The sequence below is a fragment of the Pseudomonas sp. Z1-29 genome (assembly GCF_051131995.1).
Lineage (GTDB): Bacteria > Pseudomonadota > Gammaproteobacteria > Pseudomonadales > Pseudomonadaceae > Aquipseudomonas.
Genome location: NZ_CP071645.1, coordinates 2236578 through 2254168 on the forward strand (window position 1 = coordinate 2236578; position 17591 = coordinate 2254168).

Genomic DNA, 17591 nt, shown 5'->3' on the forward strand with positions numbered 1-17591 from the left:
ACCGTCAACTATGTTCCGGCATTATACCCAGCAATGCAGGTGAGTATTGCTGGTTTGGCTGGATTCATATTTGTACGCTTTTTATCATTTGTAAGATGGAGGGGATCTATTTATTGTTGTCCGCAAGTTTGCTGGATTGGCGAACTAACGATTCAGCTTAGCCTGATCGTACTTAATTTTTAAAGGGAATTAGAATATGAATAAGTTTTGTGGCAGCTACGGTTATAAAGGTATCGCGAGCAAACTGATGGCAATCGGGCCGCCGAGGCCGAGGCCGGTCAAGCCAGCGGTCAAACCGCCGGTCAAGCCGCCGGTAAAGCCACCGGTAAAGCCACCGGTCAAACCGCCAATCAAGCCGCCGGCCACCCCCCCAAAGCCGGTCAAACCGCCGGTCGCACCGCCAAAGCCGGTCAAGCCACCGGTCACACCCCCAAATAAGCCGGGCAATCGACCAGTATCCAAGCCCAAACCAAACGACGCGCCGTCAACTCCTCCACAAAATAAGCCTAAGCCCACGCTCCCGCCGTCGCCTCCGTTGAACCCCTGGCCTGTTTTGGATCTCCTTGACGCTTCTGTCGCTATTGTAAATCTAGTCGATGCGGTCGGAAGTATTAAGAACAATAATGGAACCACTTCTTTACCCGATGGCAGTGTGGTCGATGCTGAAAAAACTTCCGTGACGCGGCCGGATGGGATTATTCAGTATGATGACGGAACAGTGGAGCATCCTGATGGAACTATTGTTTTTGCCAGTGGCGAAATTCAATATCCGGATGGCAGCGTGTTGTATCCCGACGGGGATTTGCTGGATAAAGATCACCATAAAATTAATTGATGCCTTTACATCTTTTCGCAACCTTGCCGGGCGGTACCGACGCTTCGAGTGGTCCACATCGAAGGGGGGCGGCCGCTCAATAATCCGCGCGTTCAAGCGATGGGGTCAGGGCGGTTCAGCAGCCAGTCCAGCAATAACCCCGCATCACGACAGGGCGGCGTTGAGGGGCCAACGATTGACCCGCCGAGGTCGCCGGCGCCGGAGCCCGGGAGGCTGAATATTCCTGGGCATAGCACTGGCCTGTCGGGATCGCCGTCGAGAAAAGTCACCAGCACCAGGCTGCCAGCCGGCGGCGCCTGGCAGTCATGCAAGGTCAACCGCGACAGAGGCAATGTGATGACTTCGCCCTCCGGGGTCCAAAGGCTGACGTTTACCTGGTCATGCCCATGCTGACCGTGCACATAGGCAAGATGACTGCCGGCGATGCGCGGCTTTGGGTGCTTGAGGGCTGGCCTGAACACAGTGGACCAGGGAATGGCCAGGAACCGATTGCGATAGTGTTGCGACGCAGGAGAGGAAGATGGGGCTTCGAGGATCGACGGCTGTCGCCCGCGATGCTTGATCTCGGAAATTAACCATTGATCGTTGAACGTAGATATCGGATGGCCACCGATCTGCACGATGGAGGCACTGCGCAAGGTCGGTTGGCTGCTCTGGCCGTGGATTTCCCTTTGCGTGCAGCGCAGCCGCTCGAGGGTACGGCGACCTGCCTGTTGGGCTTGCGCAACGTTGGTCCAGGCCGCCTCCAGCGTGGGGGTGAAAGGGTGGTTGGCTGCCGAGGTTTCAGAAACCCCGGCCAACGCCCGATCCCTGGCGTTGGCCGGCAACAGAGGTGGCGTCAGGTGATGGCGCTGATACAGGCGCTCAACGGCCGGTTGGCCTTCCTCCTGATGCAGGTTCAACCCGACCGGCTGATCAGGGAAACTTGTCGCCTCTTCGGCAAATACCAGCACATGGCCGGTAGGGGCGTGCTCGAAGTGATAGTGGATGCCTTCTTCCTCACACAGCCGTTGCAACAGTTCGAGGTCGCTTTCGTCGTATTGGACACAGAACGGCCGGCATGGGTAGTGCCCGTGTGGCAATTCAAACCGGTAACTGTGGGTGGGCAGTTGGTGTTCTTCCAGCAAGTGTTGCAGCACCTGGACTGCGCTGAGTCGGCCAAAGACCCGGCGTCGCGGACTCTGCTCCAGCCTCTGCAGGTAAGGCACCAGCGTCAGGCGGTAGCCTACGCATTGCCGGGAATGGGAGGTCAGGCTGACGCTGGCGATGATCCCATGCACGCCCGACTCGGCACTGAGGTGCAGGAACGCCTGTTGGCCGAGAATGATATCGAGGTCGATCGGCGGCGTCAGGCCGAGCAAGTCGAGGTCGAACCGAAAAGGTTGGTTGAGGGCTTCTCGGCCGCCAAATCTCTGGACGTGAAGCTGCAGGTTGCTTTCGGTGAGTGTGAGGCTGAAGGAATAATCCGTGTCGTTGCGCATCGCAGCTCTTATTTACTGGGAGAGGGCGCTGAGGGTACGAAACCGCTGTGCACTAAGGTGTACCCGAACGGCACTTTCAGAAATTCCCTACGTCAGATTGTGAAAATGTCGATCCGGCCAGCGCGATTTTTTGGTCGATCAGCCGGTTTAGGCCGTATAAACTTGGCGCCACAGCGCCGGCCGGCAGATGTCTCGGCGCGTCAGACAAGAGAGTGAGTAATGGGCGCACAGTGGAAGGTTAAACACAAAGAAGCGGCTGCCAACGCCAAAGGCAAGATTTTCGGCAAGCTGGTGAAGGAGATCACCATCGCGGCGCGTAACGGCGCCGATGTCGCTACCAATGCACACCTGCGCCTGGTGGTTGAACAGGCGAAAAAGGCCTCGATGCCCCGCGAGACCCTGGAGCGCGCGATCAAGAAAGGCTCCGGCCAGCTCGGTGAAACCGTTCAGTATCATCGCGTGACCTACGAAGGGTTCGCGCCCCATCAGGTGCCGCTGATCGTTGAGTGTGTGACCGACAACATCAACCGTACCGTCGCCGAAATCCGTGTCGCGTTCCGCAAGGGCCAGTTGGGTGCTTCCGGTTCGGTCGCCTGGGATTTCAACCATGTCGGCATGATCGAAGCTGCGCCGGACAGCCCTGACGCCGATCCGGAAATGGCCGCCATCGAGGCCGGTGCCCAGGATTTCGAGCCGGGCGAAGACGGGGCGACGCTTTTCATCACCGAACCTGCCGACCTTGACGCCGTTCAGAAAGCGTTGCCGGAGCAGGGTTTCACCGTGTTGTCGGCCAAATTGGGCTATCAGCCGAAAAACCCGGTCAGCGGCCTGAGCGACGAGCAGATGGCCGAAGTCGAGGCGTTCCTGGAAGGCCTCGACAACCATGACGATGTGCAGGACATGTTTGTCGGCCTGGCCGGTTAAGCGACTTACCTTGTGGTGAGGGAGGCAGCTCCCTCGCCACGGTCGCCGAACAAGCCAGCTATCTCGTCAAACCCCGGCCGCGCCAGTACGTCCGGCTGACAGCAGCGCGTCTCCAGCTGTCGCAACCGCTCAAGCGTCTCATCCGCGAGCGCCGGCTCGATCCGCGCCAGCAACTCCCCCAGCAGAATCCCGAACGCCCGCACCTCGATGCGTTGCAGGGCGCGCGTTTGCGGCGTGTCAGCCGTGGCATGGAAAGACGCCGCGCCGAAGTCGCCGAGCAGGCAATCGCCCTGGTCGTTGCAGAGGATATTGTGGCCGTACAGATCCCCATGGGTGATGCCCTGGCGATGCAGGTGCGCCGCCACCGACGCAACGCCTTGGGCGATGCGCAAGGCCGCCGCTGCGCTCAGCCGCAGCTCGTCGTCGTAGACGTCGCGGGTGCAGGACGCCAGGCTCGGCAGCCCGGCCAGGTTGCGGTAATCGGGTCCGATCAGGGCCATCACCAGCCCGGCCTGTTGCCCGGGATGACCGCTGACCTGGCCCAATACTTCGATCAGGTTAGGATGCTTGCCGGCTGTGATGCAGGCATGCATTTCATGCAGTGGCGAGCCATCGCTGGTCATCTGGCCTTTGTACAGCTTGACCGCGACGTTTCGCGCGGGGCGGCCCGGTGCTTGCCACAGCGCTTGATGAATCACCCCCGAAGCACCTTCGCCGAGAGTGTGTTGCAATCTCAGTTGCAGCCAGTCGACAGGCGTGGCGGCATGCAGCGCGGCGGCCTCGGCCTGGGCTTCCAAGGGATTCCCGGCGTAGGCCAGCCAACTGAGGCTAGGCAGCTCAAACAACCAGGACGGCAATTCGGTCAGTTGATTGGCGGCGATGCGCAGCAATTCGAGGCGATGACACTGGGCGAGGCTCTCGGGCAGTTGCTGAAGACGATTGCCCGCCAGCATCAGCTTTTGCAGGTGCGGGCGATGGCCCAGTTCATCCGGCAACTGGCTGACGCGGTTATCGGTCAGGATCAGCCAGCGCAGCAGTGGCGGCAAAGCCTGAGCGGTCACGTGTTCGATGCGGTTGGCCTTGAAGCCGATCATGGTCAACGCGCTGCAGCGTCCCAGGCATTCGGGCAATTCAGTGAAGTGGTTGTCGGAGCAGAACAGCACGCGCAGGTGCGGCAGCCGATACAGGTCGTCGGGCAGCGTATCGAGCTGGTTGCCGCTCAGGTCGAGGATTTCGAGGGAGTCCGCCAGGTTGAAAATTTCCCGGGGAAACTCCGTCAGGCCGCACGAGAGCTTCAGTCGGGTAATGCCTGACAGCTGGCCGGTACGCAGTTGGGTGAGGGTGTGCATGGGCGGGTTCGCATAGAGGCCATGAGGAGAGCGCAAATATCGAAATCAGCACCGAACCCGTGGCGAGGGAGCTTGCTCCCGCTGGGCTGCAGCGCAGCCCCAAAGCTGCAACTCCATCAACCTGACACACCGAGGTGTCAGATTCGGGGTCTGCTTCGCAGCCCAGCGGGAGCAAGCTCCCTCGCCACAGGGATCAAGCGTCGAGTTCGTTGGCGTTGTTGACCCGCATGATAAACAAAAAGACCGGCGCCTGTTGCCTAGCGCTCGATGCTGCGATTCCACCGCGCGTTCCAGGCCGGACGTTGCTCATTGACCTGGTCCCAATCCACCGCGATCGCGGTTTCCAGGTATTGCTTCATCGCTTCCACCTGGCCACGAGTCTTGTCGGTGGTCGGGGTGTTGGGGTTGGACGGGATCTGGTCGCCTTCCTCCAGGGCAATGGCCTGGGCTTCAGGCGTCAGCAGGAACGCGGCAAGTTTCTGCGCGAGTTCGGGTTCGCTGTTGTGGGCCACCGCGCATTCCGCGACGTTGAGCACCACTGCGCCTTCCTTCGGTTGTGCATACTCGACTGGCATGCCCTTGAGTTTCAAGGCGGTCACCTGGGTCGGCGTCAGCGGGAACAGCGCGGCTTCGTCGGTTTGCAGCATTTCGGAGATTTTCGCCGAGCTGGGAATGTACTCCAGCACGTTGCGCCCGATCGTGTTCGGCCAGGCCTTGAAACCCGGTTCGACGTCGGTTTCGCTGCCGCCCTGGATCCGGTTGAACATCAGGAAACCGTGCAGGCCGAAGGTTGACGACGCCATGGACTGGAACACCACCTTGTCCTTGAACCGCGGATCGGCCAGGTCCATCCACGAGGTGGGTGTGTTCCAGCCTTTTTCCTTGAACAGCCGCGTGTTGTAAGCAAGCCCGGTGACCCCGAGGCTGACAGCTACGGCCTGGTCCTTGATCCGGCCCTTGGCCGGAATCTGCGCCAGGGGCGGGCTGTCTTCAAGCTTGTCGCACAGCCCCATGGCGATGGCGCGGTACATGATGCCATCGTCGAGGAACATCACGTGCATCTGCGGGTTGCCCTTGCTGGCCTGGACCTTGGCGAGGATGTCGGCCGAGGTGCCTGGCACGATCACCACCTTGACGTTGTTGGCTTTCTCAAAGGCCGGCAGGACCTTGTCGGCATACAGCCGCTCCATGGTGCCGCCGTTCATGCCCAGGTAAAGCGTCGGTTCGGCCAACGCCTGGGTGACCGGGAGCAGGGCGCCCAGGCAAGCGGAGCCCAGCGAGCAGAAACCGAACAGTGCACTGCGTTTGACGTTATTCATTGGCGCGACCTTCCTCTATCAAGCAACGGAGATGGAGTGAAACCGAGTGATGGAAAACGCATCCAGCGGCGTGGTTGAGGCGCCGCAGCAGATGATCTCAGTGAGCGCCTGGCCCACCGCCGGGCCGATCTGGAAACCGGCGCCGGCAAAGCCGAACGCATGCAACAGGCCGGACTGGGTACTGCTCGGGCCGATCACCGGTTGGCGATCGGGCAGGTAACCTTCGGTGCCGCTCCAGGTACGAATCGCCTGGGCGCCCTCCAGGAAAGGGTAGAGTTCGACGGCCTGGCGCAGGATCTCGATGACGGCGTTCTGGCCGGGGCGGGCGCGGGCGTCATCGAGGGCGAAACCCTGGCCGCCACCCAACACGCAATTGCCCCGGGCGACCTGGCGCGCATAAATGCCGCCGCCTTCTACGCCAGTGCTGGCGTCCATCACGACCGGCAGCGGCTCGGTGACCAGCATGGCCGGGTGCCCGGCGTGCATCGGTACGGCCTCGCCAAACTGCGCGGCGAACCGACTCGCCCAGGCCCCGGCGCAGTTCAGCAGCCACGGCGCGCGCAGCTCAAGGCCTGTCTCGGTGCGCACGACAAAGCGCTGGCCGTCGTGCGTCACCTGGCTGACCTGGCATTGTTCGTAAACCTTTGCGCCATGCCTGCGAGCCGCCTGGGCAAATGCCGGCGAGACCAGGCGCGGATTGGCGTGACCGTCGCCCGGGCACAGCGAGGCGCCGACCGCGACGTCGCCGACCCAGGGAAACCGCCTGCGCAGTTGATCGCGATCCAGCAATTGCAGATCCAGGCCGAAGCCATGACTGCTCGCGGCATAATCATGCAACGCACGCAGGTCATCGAGGCTGCGGGCCAGCTTCAGATGACCGCTACGCTGATACTCACCGTCGATGCCGATCAGTTGCGGCAATCGCGCCCAGATCTCATGCGCGCGTTGCGACAACGGCAGTTGCGACAATGGCCGCCCCTGGCGCCGTACGCCGCCATAATTCACGCCGCTGGAATGCGAACCGCAGAAGTCCCGCTCCAGTAGCGCCACGCTCCGCCCGGCCTGGCTCAGGAACAACGCCGCCGAGGCGCCGACGATACCGCCGCCGATGACCAGCGCATCCACTTCGATCATGACTCGACCTCCAGGCCAAACGGGACCGGCTTGATCGGCGCCTGTGCCCGCAGACGGCCGATTTCCTGAACGTTGCGTCCACTTTCCCGAGCGATGATTTCCGCCGCCGCGGCACCGCACATCCGCCCCTGGCAGCGGCCCATGCCGACCCTGCAATGGGCCTTGACCCGGTTGATCTCCCAGTGGCCTTCACCCACGATTTGCCGGATGTCACCGACGCTGACTTCTTCGCAGCGGCAAATCATCAGCCCATCAGCGGCGCGGTCCGCCCAGTCCTCGGGAAACGCAAAGGCGCGCTCCAGGCCTTGCCGGAAACGGCCGATGCGTTCGAGGGATTGTTCCAGCTGGGCGCAGCGTTGCGGGTCGATCTGGTAACCGAGATCTTCGAGCAATGCCAGGGCTGCCCGTTCGCCGGCCATTTCGGCGGCATCGGCGCCCATGATCCCGGCGCCATCGCCGGCCAGGTAGACCCCTGGCGAGCTGCTGCGCCCGGCGCGGTCGCGCTGCGGCAACCAGGCTCGGTTGAGCGGGTTCCAGGCAAATTCACAACCGAGCAGGTCGGCCAGTTGGGTTTCGCTGCGCAAGCCGTGGGCGAAGGCCACCGCATCGCAATCGAGCCGGTGCTGGCCTTTTCCGTTTTGCCATGACAACGACTGCACCCGGCGTTCGCCGTCGATGCGCGAAAGGCTGGCGCCTTGCTGCACGGCGATGCCGTGGGCTGTGAGCCAGGCGCGGTAATAGAGGCCTTTGGCGAGGGTGGCCGGTTGTGCGAGCAGGCCGGGCAGGGCGCGGCACTGGGCGCTCAAGGGGGAGCTGTCGAGCACCGCGACGACATGGGCGCCGGCCTTGGCGTATTGGTACGCCACCAGATACAACAACGGCCCGCTGCCGGCGAACACCACTCGCTCGCCGATGGCGCAGCCCTGGAACTTCAGGGCGATTTGCGCCGCGCCCAGGCTGTACACCCCCGGCAGCGTCCAGCCAGGCACCGGCAGGATCCGGTCGGTGGCGCCCGTCGCGACGATCACGCTGGCATACGCCAGGCGCGCGGCGCGGCCTTCATGCAAGGTATCCAGCAGCCCGCCCTCGGCGTTCCACACCAGCGTGTCGGGGCGATAGTCGATCTGCTCGCGCAATTCATCCACGGTTTGGTGCAGGGCGCTGGCCTTGTGCGCTTCGAAGCCATAGAGCTGGTTCGGCGTGCGCGTGAAGTTGGCCGGCTGGCGCCGATAGATCTGACCGCCGCCGCGTGCCGCCTCGTCCAGCAGGACCGGGTACACGCCATGGGCAACCAGGGTTTGCGCAGCGCGGATGCCGGCGGGGCCGGCGCCGATGATGGCTATGGGGTTCATGGCCACCTCGCTGGCGATGCTTGGAGACCGGTGGAGTGGCTGATGCCGCCTTCGCGAGCAGGCTCGCTCCCACAATGGGGTTGTGATGATGCCGGCTCTTCTGTGGGAGCGAGCCTGCTCGCGAAGAGGCCGCGTCTGCCAAAGTCATTCATACCTTGCGCCCCGGTTCGCGGCTGATCTGCTGGCCGGCTTCGAGCAGCGTCGAGCAGGCGCGCACGCGGCGACCGTCGCCCAATCGGACCCAGCAATCCTGGCAGGCGCCCATCAGGCAGAAACCGGCCCGGGGCTCCGCGCCGAAGTCGCTGCCGCGCAAGTGCTCAGCGCAGGTCAGCACGGCGGTCAGCACGGTATCGCCGAGCAGACCGCTGGCAGGCAAGCCGTCGAGCGTGAAGTCCAAGGCCGGGCGATCGCGCTCGGCCAGTCGTTTCAGCAGAGCCATGGCGCCCTCATTGTTTGCCCACCAGGACCCGATCCAGGCCATAGACCCGGTCGAGCAAAATCATCGTCAATGCAGTCAGCCCGATAACCAGCGCCGACACCGCCGCCATCATCGGGTCGATGGATTCGGTGGCGTACACATACATGCGCACCGGCAGGGTTTGCGTGGCCGGCGAGGTGACGAAGATCGACAGCGTGACTTCATCGAAGCTATTGATGAACGCCAGCAACCAGCCTCCGGCCACGCCCGGCAGAATCATCGGCAAGGTGATCTGCCGGAACAGGGTGAAGCGCCCCGCGCCCAGCGATTGCGCAGCCTGTTCGGCGCTGCGGTCCAGGCCGATGGCCGAAGCCAGCACCAGGCGCAGCACATAGGGCGTGATCACCAGCACGTGGGCGAAGATCAGCCAGGTAAAACTGCCGTTCACGCCCATCAGCGCAAACAGGCGCAGTAACGCGACGCCCAGCACCAGGTGCGGAATGATGATCGGCGACAGGAACAGGCCGTTGAAAAAATCCCGGCCAGGAAACTCCAGCCGGGTGATTGCCAGCGCCGCCGGCACCGCGATCAACGTCGCCAGCGACGCCGCGCAGAACGCCAGGACCAGGCTGTTGTAGAACGCATCGACAAAATCCGCGCGCTCGAACACGGCACGGAACCAGCGCAGGGAAAACTCCGTGGTGGGCAGGCTCAGGGTGTTTTCCGGGGTGAAGGCCACCAGGCAGACCACCACCAGTGGCGCCAGCATGAACACCACGACCAGGGCGTGAAACAACAGGGCGAAAGGACCGTTCCTGGACATGAAGAATTACCCCAATGATTTCTTGTAGCGGCCTTCGATCATGCGGTTCCACGAGAGCATGATCAGCAGGTTGAGCAGCAGCAGCGCGACGGCAATGGCCGCGCCCATGGGCCAGTTGAGTTCCGACAGGTACTGGTCGTAGATCAGCGTGGCGACCATCTTCAAGCGACGCCCGCCGAGCAGGCCGGGTATCGCGAAGGAACTGGCGGCGAGGCCGAACACAATCAGGGTGCCGGACAGTACGCCGGGCATGATCTGCGGCAACACGACCTTGCGGATCACCGTGAACTGGCTCGCGCCCAGGGACAGCGCGGCCTGTTCGGCGGCCGGGTCGAGTTTCTGCAACGAGGTCCAGACCGGAATGATCATGAACGGCAACATTACATGGACCAGGGCGATGACCACGGCAAACGGCGTGTAGAGCAGCTTCATCGGCGAGCCGCCAAGGGCCTGCAACGTCTGGTTGACCAGGCCGTCGGCGCCGAGCAGCAGGCTCCAGCCGAAGGCCCGCACCACCACCGAGATCAACAGCGGCGTGAGGATCAGAATCAGGAAAATCGAGCGCCAAGGCGCGCCCATGCGGCTGAGAATGTAGGCCTCGGGCACGCCGATCAGCACGCAGAGCACGGTGGTCAGGGCGCTGATCCACAACGTGCGCAGGAAGATTTCATAAAAGTACGGATCGCCCAGCAGGCTGGTGTAATGCTCGAACGTGTAGGCCTCGCTGTTGATGCCCGAGCCGTAGTCGAAGACGTTGAACGACAACACCAGCGTCAACCCGAGGGGAATGACCAGCAGGCTCAGGTACAAGGCCAGGGCCGGGGCCGACATCAGGTAACCCTGGCGGCCGCGCTTGATGGCATACATCAGCTTCATGCCGACACCTCGTCCACGCTCAGCACCCGCAGCAGCGCCGGATCCCAGTCCAGGCCGACGGCGGTGCCTTCGGTCAGGGGCGCCGAGCCGTCGTTGCGGCGCACCACGCTGAGCTCGCCCAGGTGGGTGTCGACGCCGTACAGCCACTGGCTGCCGAGGAAAAAACGGCTGGTGACAGTGCCTTGCAGCCGCCCCGCGCCGGCGGCGCACAGATCGATTTTCTCCGGGCGCAGGCTCAGGGTCAGCTCGCCTTGACCGGCGCCAAAGACTTGCACGACGCCGGCGCTGTCCCGCTGGCCCGGGAGCAGGTTGGCTTTGCCGACAAAACCGGAAATGAACTCGGTGCGCGGGTGTTCATAAAGCGTGTAGGGCGCGTCGATCTGGGTGATGCGCCCGGCCTGCATCACCACCACCCGGTCGCTGATCGACAGCGCCTCGGACTGGTCATGCGTCACCATCAACGTAGTGATGCCGACCTCGCGCTGGATGCGGCGGATCTCGAACTGCATCTCCTCGCGCAGGTTGGCGTCGAGGTTGGACAACGGTTCGTCTAGTAGCAGCACCGGCGGTTCGATCACCAGCGCCCGGGCCAAAGCCACGCGCTGGCGCTGGCCGCCGGAGAGTTCACGCGGGTAGCGCTCGGCGTGCTGGTCGAGGCGCACCAGCTTGAGTACCCGATCGACCCGTGTCTGCAATTCGGTGCTCGGCACTTTGCGCATACGCAAGCCGAAGGCAACGTTGTCCTTGACGGTCATGTGGGGGAACAGCGCGTAGCTCTGGAACACCACGCCCAGGCCCCGGCTGGCCGGCTTGGCGTGAGTGATGTCGCGACTGTCGAGGAGGATGCGCCCGCTGCTGGCTTCGACGAAGCCGGCGATCATTTGCAGGGTCGTGGTCTTGCCGCAACCTGATGGCCCCAGCAGGGAGACGAACTCGCCTTTTTCCACCGAGAGGTTGGTGGCGACCACGGCGTCGAGGTCGCCATAACGTTTGCTCAAGTTTTCAAGTTGCACGAAAGCCATGACTGCGCTCCACCTGAGATTGTTATGCGTCGCCGCGAGGCGCGCTTTTTTGTATGGGCAGATACGAAAGGATGTCGCGGGGTGCGTTGGCGCTCGAGATCAAGTCGGCTGCCGCTGTTGTTCGAATCGCCCCTGTATGGACGCAGAGTAGGACGAAGAATAGGATGGGCTCAATGGACTATTTCACTGAGACGACAACTATTTTCAGTTTCATCCGGTGAGTAAACTATCTGAAGAGAAATGACATGCCTTATTCCACTGAGCGGAATTTAGAAAAAGGTGAAGTTGGGGTCGGCTCGGTCTCACGGCTGTTCGCGGTGCTGCGCAGCCTGGGCGAGACCGTTGAAGGCGGTGAGCGCGTGACGCAACTGGCCCAGCGCATCGGCCTGTCCCAGCCGACCACGCACCGCTTGCTGCGCAACCTGATGGACGAGGGCATGGTCGAGCAGGATGCGCGCAGCAAACGCTATCGGCTCAGCCTGGACTTCTTTGCCCTGGCTGCCCGCGCCGGCAATACCGGTAACCTGCGTGAACTGGCCAGGCCCGCCATGTTGCGGCTGTCGGCGTCGCTGGGGGATTCGCTGTTTCTGCTGGCGCGTTGCGGTTTCGATGCCATCTGCCTGGATCGCAGCGAGGGGCCGTTTCCGATTCGCACCTTCACCGGTGACATCGGCGGCCGCGTGGCACTGGGCGTGGGGCAGGGCAGCCTGGCGATCCTGGCATTCCTGCCAGAGGAGGAGCGCGACACGGTGATCCATTACAACCTGCCGCGGCTCAAGGATTTTCATTTGTACGATGAAGTCTTCCTGCGCACCGAGGTCGAGAACGTGCGGACACTGGGCTACGCCGGACGCAACACGGGTGTGTTGCAAGGCATGGCCGGGGTCGCGGTGCCCATTCTCGATCGTGAAGGCCGGGCCGTCGCAGCGCTGAGCGTGGCGACCATCAGCGACCGGCTCGGGCCGGATCGCCTGCCGACGGTGGTGGAGATGCTCAAGCGCGAAGCCGCGGCGATCGGTCCGCGCATCAACCCGTTCGACCCGCTGCTGCGCAGGCCTTCGCAGGTGTTCAGGCAGGGGTGAGCAGCGCTTGCTGGCCGTCGCTACTCTCTGTGGGAGCGAGCCTGCTCGCGAAAGCGGTGTGCCAGTCGACATCACCGGGGCAGATACGCCGTCTTCGCGAGCAGGCTCGCTCCCACAGGGGGCCACAGGGGGCCCGCAGGCGGCAGTGGCGATCAGAAGTTCAGGGTTTGCTTGAGCTTCTGCGCCGCCGGCATATCACTCGGGATGACCATCGCATAGTTGTATCCCGGCCCGGACCAGTATTCGGCCTGCAATTCACCGTCGCGCCGGCTGCCACGGGGCAGCAGGTAGTTTTTCGGGCCAGGTGGACGCACGTAGAAACTGATCTTCAGGCCGCTCGGGTCCTGATAGACCACCATCGCAGCGGCGCCTTGGTCAGTACTGAGCAATCGTCCGCTGACCGGCTTGAAGCCCGCCGCCGAGAGATCCGGCAAGCGGTCGGCCTGGGTGAAGTAGCGGTCGAGCCAGCCTTGCATGCTTTGCTCGTCGCCCGTCTGGTAGTCCGCGGGCAGGACGCCCTGCTGGGCAATCAAGCGATAGGCCTGCAGCGCATCAGCCATGGGCGCTGCGGCGCTGAGCAGGGTCATCTGCCGGGCCTGCCATCCGCCGAATCCGCCGACCCCGACCGCCAGCACCAGCACCGCCGCATTGGCCAGCTGGCGTCGGGACCGGTGCCTGAGGCGTTGCCGAATGATCGCCGGATCCAGGCCAGGGTTGGGTGATTGCTGCAGGGCCGCGCTCATGGCCGCGCGCAATTGCTGGGTGTCTTGCTGCCATCCGCGGACCCGCGCGGCGACATCGGGATGGCTGTCGAGGTAGATCTGCACCTGGCGTTGGTCGTCTTCGCTGAGCTGGCGATCGACATAGGCGTGCAGGTCGCTGTCGCTGGGGGGCATGCTGATCATTTGAGTATCCGCAGGGCAGGGCGGGCGATTTCGCCTTCGCTGAGTTGACGCAACGCTTGGCGCGCACGGGACAGACGCGACATCACGGTGCCCGTCGGCACGTCCAGGATGTCGGCCACTTGCTGGTAGCTCAAGCCTTCCACCGAGACCCATAACAGCAGCGCACGTTGCTCGGTGGGCAGTTGATCGAAGGCCTGGAGTGACGATTGGGCGATGACACTGCGTTCGGCCGAAGGGTGCGCATCGTCGCGGCCGGTGAACAGTTCGAGCATCCGCGCATAACGTCGGGAGCGGCGATGGGCATCGAGGAACTGCCGGTAGAGAATCGAAAACAGCCAGGCCCGCAGGTCGCCGTCCGGGCGCTTGTCGGTCCATTTCGACAAGGCCCGTTCCAGGCATGTCTGCACCAGGTCATCGGCATTGCTGGGGTTGCGAGTCAGCGACACGGCAAAACGTCGTAGCCGTGGGATGAGCAGGCGCAACTGGTCGTCGAGTTCGTTCATGGGCGGGCAGCTTCGTTGGGCAATCGCTGGGTTGGGACTGGAAAGACGACCCGGGAACGAGATTATTCCAGCGCAGGAAAAATAAATACGCGACGTGGGAATAAACCCGTCGGGCTTTCGTCTGACGGGTCCTTTCCACAGATGGCCGTGTGCCCTGGAGTCTGCAAATGGTTGACCCTTCTTCTGAATCGAGTCGGCCGCCGTTGAGCGCTGCCAGCCTGGCGTTGCGCCTGACCGGCATCGCCGCGGTCGTCGCCGCGCTGGCCGGGGCATTCGCTTACGTGAACGGTACCCTGGACCCGCAACGACTGACGCCCAAGGCCTTGGTCAACGTGCTGGAAACCAATAACGGGGTTCATCCGGGTTTTCGGCGCAATCACTCCAAAGGTGTCTGCGTTGCGGGCTATTTTGAGAACAGCGGCGAGGCGCGAGCCTACTCCAGCGCGCAGGTGTTCAATGATGCGCGGACGCCGGTGGTGGGTCGTTTTGCACTGCCCAGCGGCAACCCCTACGCACCCGATGGCAGCGTGCCGATCCGCAGCCTGGCGTTGCGTTTTACCCAGTCCGATGGCCAGCAATGGCGCACGGGCATGAACAGCATGCCGGTTTTCCCGGTGGGGACGCCCGAGGCGTTCTTCCAGCTTCAACAGGCCCAGTCGCCGGATCCGGCCACGGGTAAACCGAATCCGGCGGCGGTGCCGGCGTTTTTTGCCGCGCATCCCGAGGCGATGCCGTTCCTGCAATGGATCAAGACCGCAAAACCCTCGGCCAGCTATGCCACCGAAACTTATAACGGGATTAACGCGTTCTATCTGGTCAACCCCTCGGGGGAGCGCCAGGCGGTGCGCTGGGCGGTAGTACCAACTAGCCAGGACGCGGCTCAGACCACGCCGCCCCAAGGCGCTGATTTCCTTGAGCAGGACCTGACGAAACGCCTGGCTGCCGGGCCACTGCGCTGGCAGCTGAACATTACCCTGGCCAATCCGGGCGACCCGGTCAACGACGCCAGCAAGGCCTGGCCCGGCGACCGCAAGGCGCTCAACGCCGGTACCCTGGTACTGGAGCGCGCCCAGGCGCAGGACAACGGGGATTGCCGCGACATCAACTATGACCCGCTGATCCTGCCCAGTGGCATCGAAGGCTCGGATGATCCGCTGCTGGCCGCCCGCTCGGCAGCCTATGCCAGTTCCTATCTGCGGCGCACCAGCGAAGTCAGCCAATTGCCCGCTACCCAGGAGTCCCGTCAATGAACGCCCCTCGACACTTCGCACCGCTGGCTCGGCTGCTGCATTGGCTGATGGCCCTGATGATCATCGCCATGCTGTTTATCGGCGCAGGCATGGTCGCCTCGGTGTCCGAGCGCCACGAATGGTTGCTCCAACTGCACAAACCTCTGGGCATCGCGATTCTGTTGCTGGTGATCGTGCGCCTGGTGGTGCGCTTCACCCGCCGTACGCCGCCGCTGCCAGCCGATCTGCCGGGGTGGCAGGTATTGGCGGCCAAGGCCTCGCATGTCTTGCTGTACGCCTTGATGCTGATCCTGCCGCTGTTGGGCTGGAGCATGATTTCGGCAGCAGGCGACCCGGTGATGCTTAGCGAATCGCTGCGGTTGCCCTCCATCCTGCCAGCGGATGCCCAGACTTTTGCGTGGCTGCGCAAGGCCCATGGCTACCTGGCCTATCTGTTGTTCCTGACCGTGCTGGTGCATTTGGCGGCGGCGCTGTTCCATGGGTGGGTGCGCCGGGATGAGGTGTTGGGCAGCATGTTGCGCGGCAAGGACTGACGCGTAACCCGTGGCGAGGGAGCTTGCTCCCGCTCGGCGGCGCAGCCGTCGTAAAACCGGCTGACGCGATATGTCTGAAAAACTGCATCAATCCATTCGGGGTGGCTACGCCACCCAGCGGGAGCAAGCTCCCTCGCCACGGGGAGCGGGGCGCCGGGGAATATCAGCGCAATTCGTCGATGATGTCCTCGACCGTGCTCAGCACGTCCTTGCCCAGTTGCATTGAGCGTCTGCCGGACCAGCCCGTGCGTGGGTTCGGGTGATCGTCGTGGTCCTTGAACGGCATTTCCAAGGTCAGGGACAGGCAATCATATTTCTGGCCAACCGCGTTGCAGGCCAAGGTCATGTTAGCCTGACCCGGTTCGTCGCGGATGTAACCATGGGCGGTCTGGAAGTCCTTGGTCTGGTGCTTGAGGTGGCTGCGAAAGCGCTCTTCGAGTCCGGCGATGCGCGGCGTATAGCCCGGGTTGCCTTCGCAACCGGCAGTGAAGACGTGGGGTATCTCTTCGTCACCGTGGACATCAAGGAACAGATCGACGCCGTACTTTTCCATCTGTTGCTGTACGAAATAGACCTCGGGGCTGATTTGCGGACTGGCGCTCTGCCAGGCCCGGTTGAGGTCCTGGCCCATCGCGTTAGTGCGCAGGTGCCCGTGGAACGCGCCATCCGGATTCATGTTCGGCACCACGTACAGATCGGCCTTGGCGAGCAAACGGTTCAGCTGGGCGTCGTCCTGATGCTGGAGACGTTCGATTACTCCTTCCATGAACCACTCGGCCATGTGCTCGCCGGGGTGCTGCTGCGCAATGATCCAGATCTTGCGTCGGCCCTCGGCACCGCTGCCTTTGCGCAGCAATTGAATATCACGGCCCTCGACGCTTTTGCCGATCGCCAGCAGTTCGGTACCGGCCTTGTGCTGCGCCTGTTCGATCAGCCAGTCGTGACGGCCGCGGCTGTAGGGTTCGAAATAGGCAAACCAGGCGTGGGGCTGTTCGGCTTCCAGATGAAAGCGCAGGGCGTCGCCCTCGAATTGCGTAGGAATACGGAACCAGTTGACATGATCGTAGGACGCTACGGCTTGGTAGCCTGTCCACGCCTTGTTGTAGGACGATTGGCTGGCGTTGAGCAGGCGGAAGGAATATTCCTGGCCGACGTGCAGGCCACTGGCCTTGAAATGAAACCATTGGAAATGCGCGCTACGGGTGTCTGGCCTGATTTTCAGCAGCGACTGCAACGGGTTGCTGATGTCCACGACGTCAATATTGCCACTGTCGAAGTTGGCGCTGATATCAAAGGAAGATTTAGCCACGGTCACGGTTCCGGTAGAGGATCTGGTGGCCGTTACTTTACACGCAGGACGGGCGAACCGGGACGATCAGCGCCATGAAAAGAAGGGGGCGCCCTCCCTGGACGCTTAAGCAGATTAGACAGTCCCTGAATGATTCTCAAGTGCTGCCTGTCGTTCATTCACTCTGTTGCAGCGCAGATGCTTTGGCGAGCGAAGTGCGTTTGCTATCATCGCCGTCATCGAATCAGCAACATCCAAAGACTTCATTAGCCTGAAGCCATAAGCCGAAAAATCGGCAAAAAAAGACCCGGCAAAAAGCCGGGTCAAAAACCGTGATTAGCCTGATGAGGAGATATTCCAGAGGTCCGACCTAAGGTCCTCTGGGCTATCGACTGATCTCGCGACCAGCTGATGCAATAATAATCATTATCATTTGCAAGTCAAATGTTTTTATTGCCTCAATTGGAAATTATTTCTCGTGGCCCGCGTTCGCGGCG

General features: G+C 62.5%; 17 protein-coding genes. 5 read left to right on the forward strand and 12 right to left on the reverse strand.

Translation table 11 applies throughout. The annotated features are described in order from the left end of the window. Window positions 1–196: 196 nt before the first annotated feature. The gene (locus J3P84_RS10385; RefSeq protein WP_434629960.1) at window positions 197–835 is read left to right on the forward strand and encodes a hypothetical protein; all 639 of its coding nucleotides are present in this window, start codon (window positions 197–199) and stop codon (window positions 833–835) included. A gap of 92 nt (window positions 836–927) precedes the next feature. Here the strand turns inward: J3P84_RS10385 and J3P84_RS10390 are convergent, their stop codons facing one another. Next, entirely contained in the window at window positions 928–2316 is a 1389-nt protein-coding gene (locus J3P84_RS10390) for a type VI secretion system Vgr family protein (protein ID WP_434629962.1), read from the reverse strand. Between the two features lie 219 nt (window positions 2317–2535). Here J3P84_RS10390 and J3P84_RS10395 point away from each other — a divergent pair, with 219 nt between their 5' ends. After that, window positions 2536–3240, forward strand: a complete 705-nt coding sequence (locus J3P84_RS10395) for a YebC/PmpR family DNA-binding transcriptional regulator (RefSeq protein WP_305500095.1) — start codon at window positions 2536–2538, stop codon at window positions 3238–3240. A gap of 5 nt (window positions 3241–3245) precedes the next feature. Here the strand turns inward: J3P84_RS10395 and J3P84_RS10400 are convergent, their stop codons facing one another. The 8 genes from J3P84_RS10400 to J3P84_RS10435 form a co-directional block, all read right to left on the reverse strand. Continuing rightward, window positions 3246–4589 (reverse strand): leucine-rich repeat-containing protein kinase family protein, encoded by a 1344-nt coding sequence (locus tag J3P84_RS10400; protein ID WP_434629965.1) that lies wholly within the window; start codon window positions 4587–4589, stop codon window positions 3246–3248. Between the two features lie 257 nt (window positions 4590–4846). Next, complete coding sequence (locus tag J3P84_RS10405) at window positions 4847–5908, reverse strand: ABC transporter substrate-binding protein (protein WP_434601258.1); 1062 nt, start codon at window positions 5906–5908, stop codon at window positions 4847–4849. 18 nt (window positions 5909–5926) lie between these two features. After that, window positions 5927–7042 carry an NAD(P)/FAD-dependent oxidoreductase gene (locus J3P84_RS10410; RefSeq protein WP_434629967.1) on the reverse strand — a complete coding sequence of 372 codons (1116 nt, stop codon included), beginning with the start codon at window positions 7040–7042 and terminating at the stop codon, window positions 5927–5929. After that, a complete protein-coding gene (locus tag J3P84_RS10415; RefSeq protein WP_434629969.1) occupies window positions 7039–8394 on the reverse strand; it encodes an FAD-dependent oxidoreductase in 1356 nt (451 codons plus the stop codon). Before J3P84_RS10415 ends, J3P84_RS10410 begins: the two co-directional genes overlap by 4 nt. 148 nt (window positions 8395–8542) lie before the next feature. Then, window positions 8543–8833, reverse strand: coding sequence for a (2Fe-2S)-binding protein (locus J3P84_RS10420; protein ID WP_434629971.1), 291 nt, complete (start codon window positions 8831–8833; stop codon window positions 8543–8545). A gap of 7 nt (window positions 8834–8840) precedes the next feature. Next, window positions 8841–9635, reverse strand: coding sequence for an ABC transporter permease (locus tag J3P84_RS10425; RefSeq protein ID WP_434573214.1), 795 nt, complete (start codon window positions 9633–9635; stop codon window positions 8841–8843). 6 nt (window positions 9636–9641) lie between these two features. Beyond that, a complete protein-coding gene (locus J3P84_RS10430; protein WP_434629973.1) occupies window positions 9642–10511 on the reverse strand; it encodes an ABC transporter permease in 870 nt (289 codons plus the stop codon). Further along, the gene (locus tag J3P84_RS10435; RefSeq protein WP_434629975.1) at window positions 10508–11533 is read right to left on the reverse strand and encodes an ABC transporter ATP-binding protein; all 1026 of its coding nucleotides are present in this window, start codon (window positions 11531–11533) and stop codon (window positions 10508–10510) included. The genes J3P84_RS10430 and J3P84_RS10435 overlap by 4 nt, the downstream gene beginning before the upstream one ends. A gap of 245 nt (window positions 11534–11778) precedes the next feature. Between J3P84_RS10435 and J3P84_RS10440 the strand changes: the two genes are divergently transcribed. Continuing rightward, on the forward strand, window positions 11779–12615 hold the full coding sequence (locus J3P84_RS10440) for an IclR family transcriptional regulator (RefSeq protein WP_434629977.1): 837 nt from the start codon (window positions 11779–11781) through the stop codon (window positions 12613–12615). A 152-nt stretch (window positions 12616–12767) separates the two neighbouring features. On the opposite strand, the gene J3P84_RS10445 is transcribed toward J3P84_RS10440, so the two are convergent. Next, a complete protein-coding gene (locus J3P84_RS10445; RefSeq protein WP_434629979.1) occupies window positions 12768–13520 on the reverse strand; it encodes an anti-sigma factor family protein in 753 nt (250 codons plus the stop codon). Beyond that, entirely contained in the window at window positions 13517–14023 is a 507-nt protein-coding gene (locus J3P84_RS10450) for a sigma-70 family RNA polymerase sigma factor (RefSeq protein ID WP_434629981.1), read from the reverse strand. The genes J3P84_RS10445 and J3P84_RS10450 overlap by 4 nt, the downstream gene beginning before the upstream one ends. Window positions 14024–14190: 167 nt before the next feature. Between J3P84_RS10450 and J3P84_RS10455 the strand changes: the two genes are divergently transcribed. Next, window positions 14191–15273, forward strand: a complete 1083-nt coding sequence (locus tag J3P84_RS10455) for a catalase family peroxidase (protein WP_434629983.1) — start codon at window positions 14191–14193, stop codon at window positions 15271–15273. Continuing rightward, the gene (locus tag J3P84_RS10460; protein ID WP_434573226.1) at window positions 15270–15806 is read left to right on the forward strand and encodes a cytochrome b; all 537 of its coding nucleotides are present in this window, start codon (window positions 15270–15272) and stop codon (window positions 15804–15806) included. The genes J3P84_RS10455 and J3P84_RS10460 overlap by 4 nt, the downstream gene beginning before the upstream one ends. A 163-nt stretch (window positions 15807–15969) precedes the next feature. Here the strand turns inward: J3P84_RS10460 and J3P84_RS10465 are convergent, their stop codons facing one another. Next, window positions 15970–17121, reverse strand: a complete 1152-nt coding sequence (locus J3P84_RS10465) for a M14 family metallopeptidase (RefSeq protein ID WP_434629986.1) — start codon at window positions 17119–17121, stop codon at window positions 15970–15972. Window positions 17122–17591 lie beyond the last annotated feature (470 nt).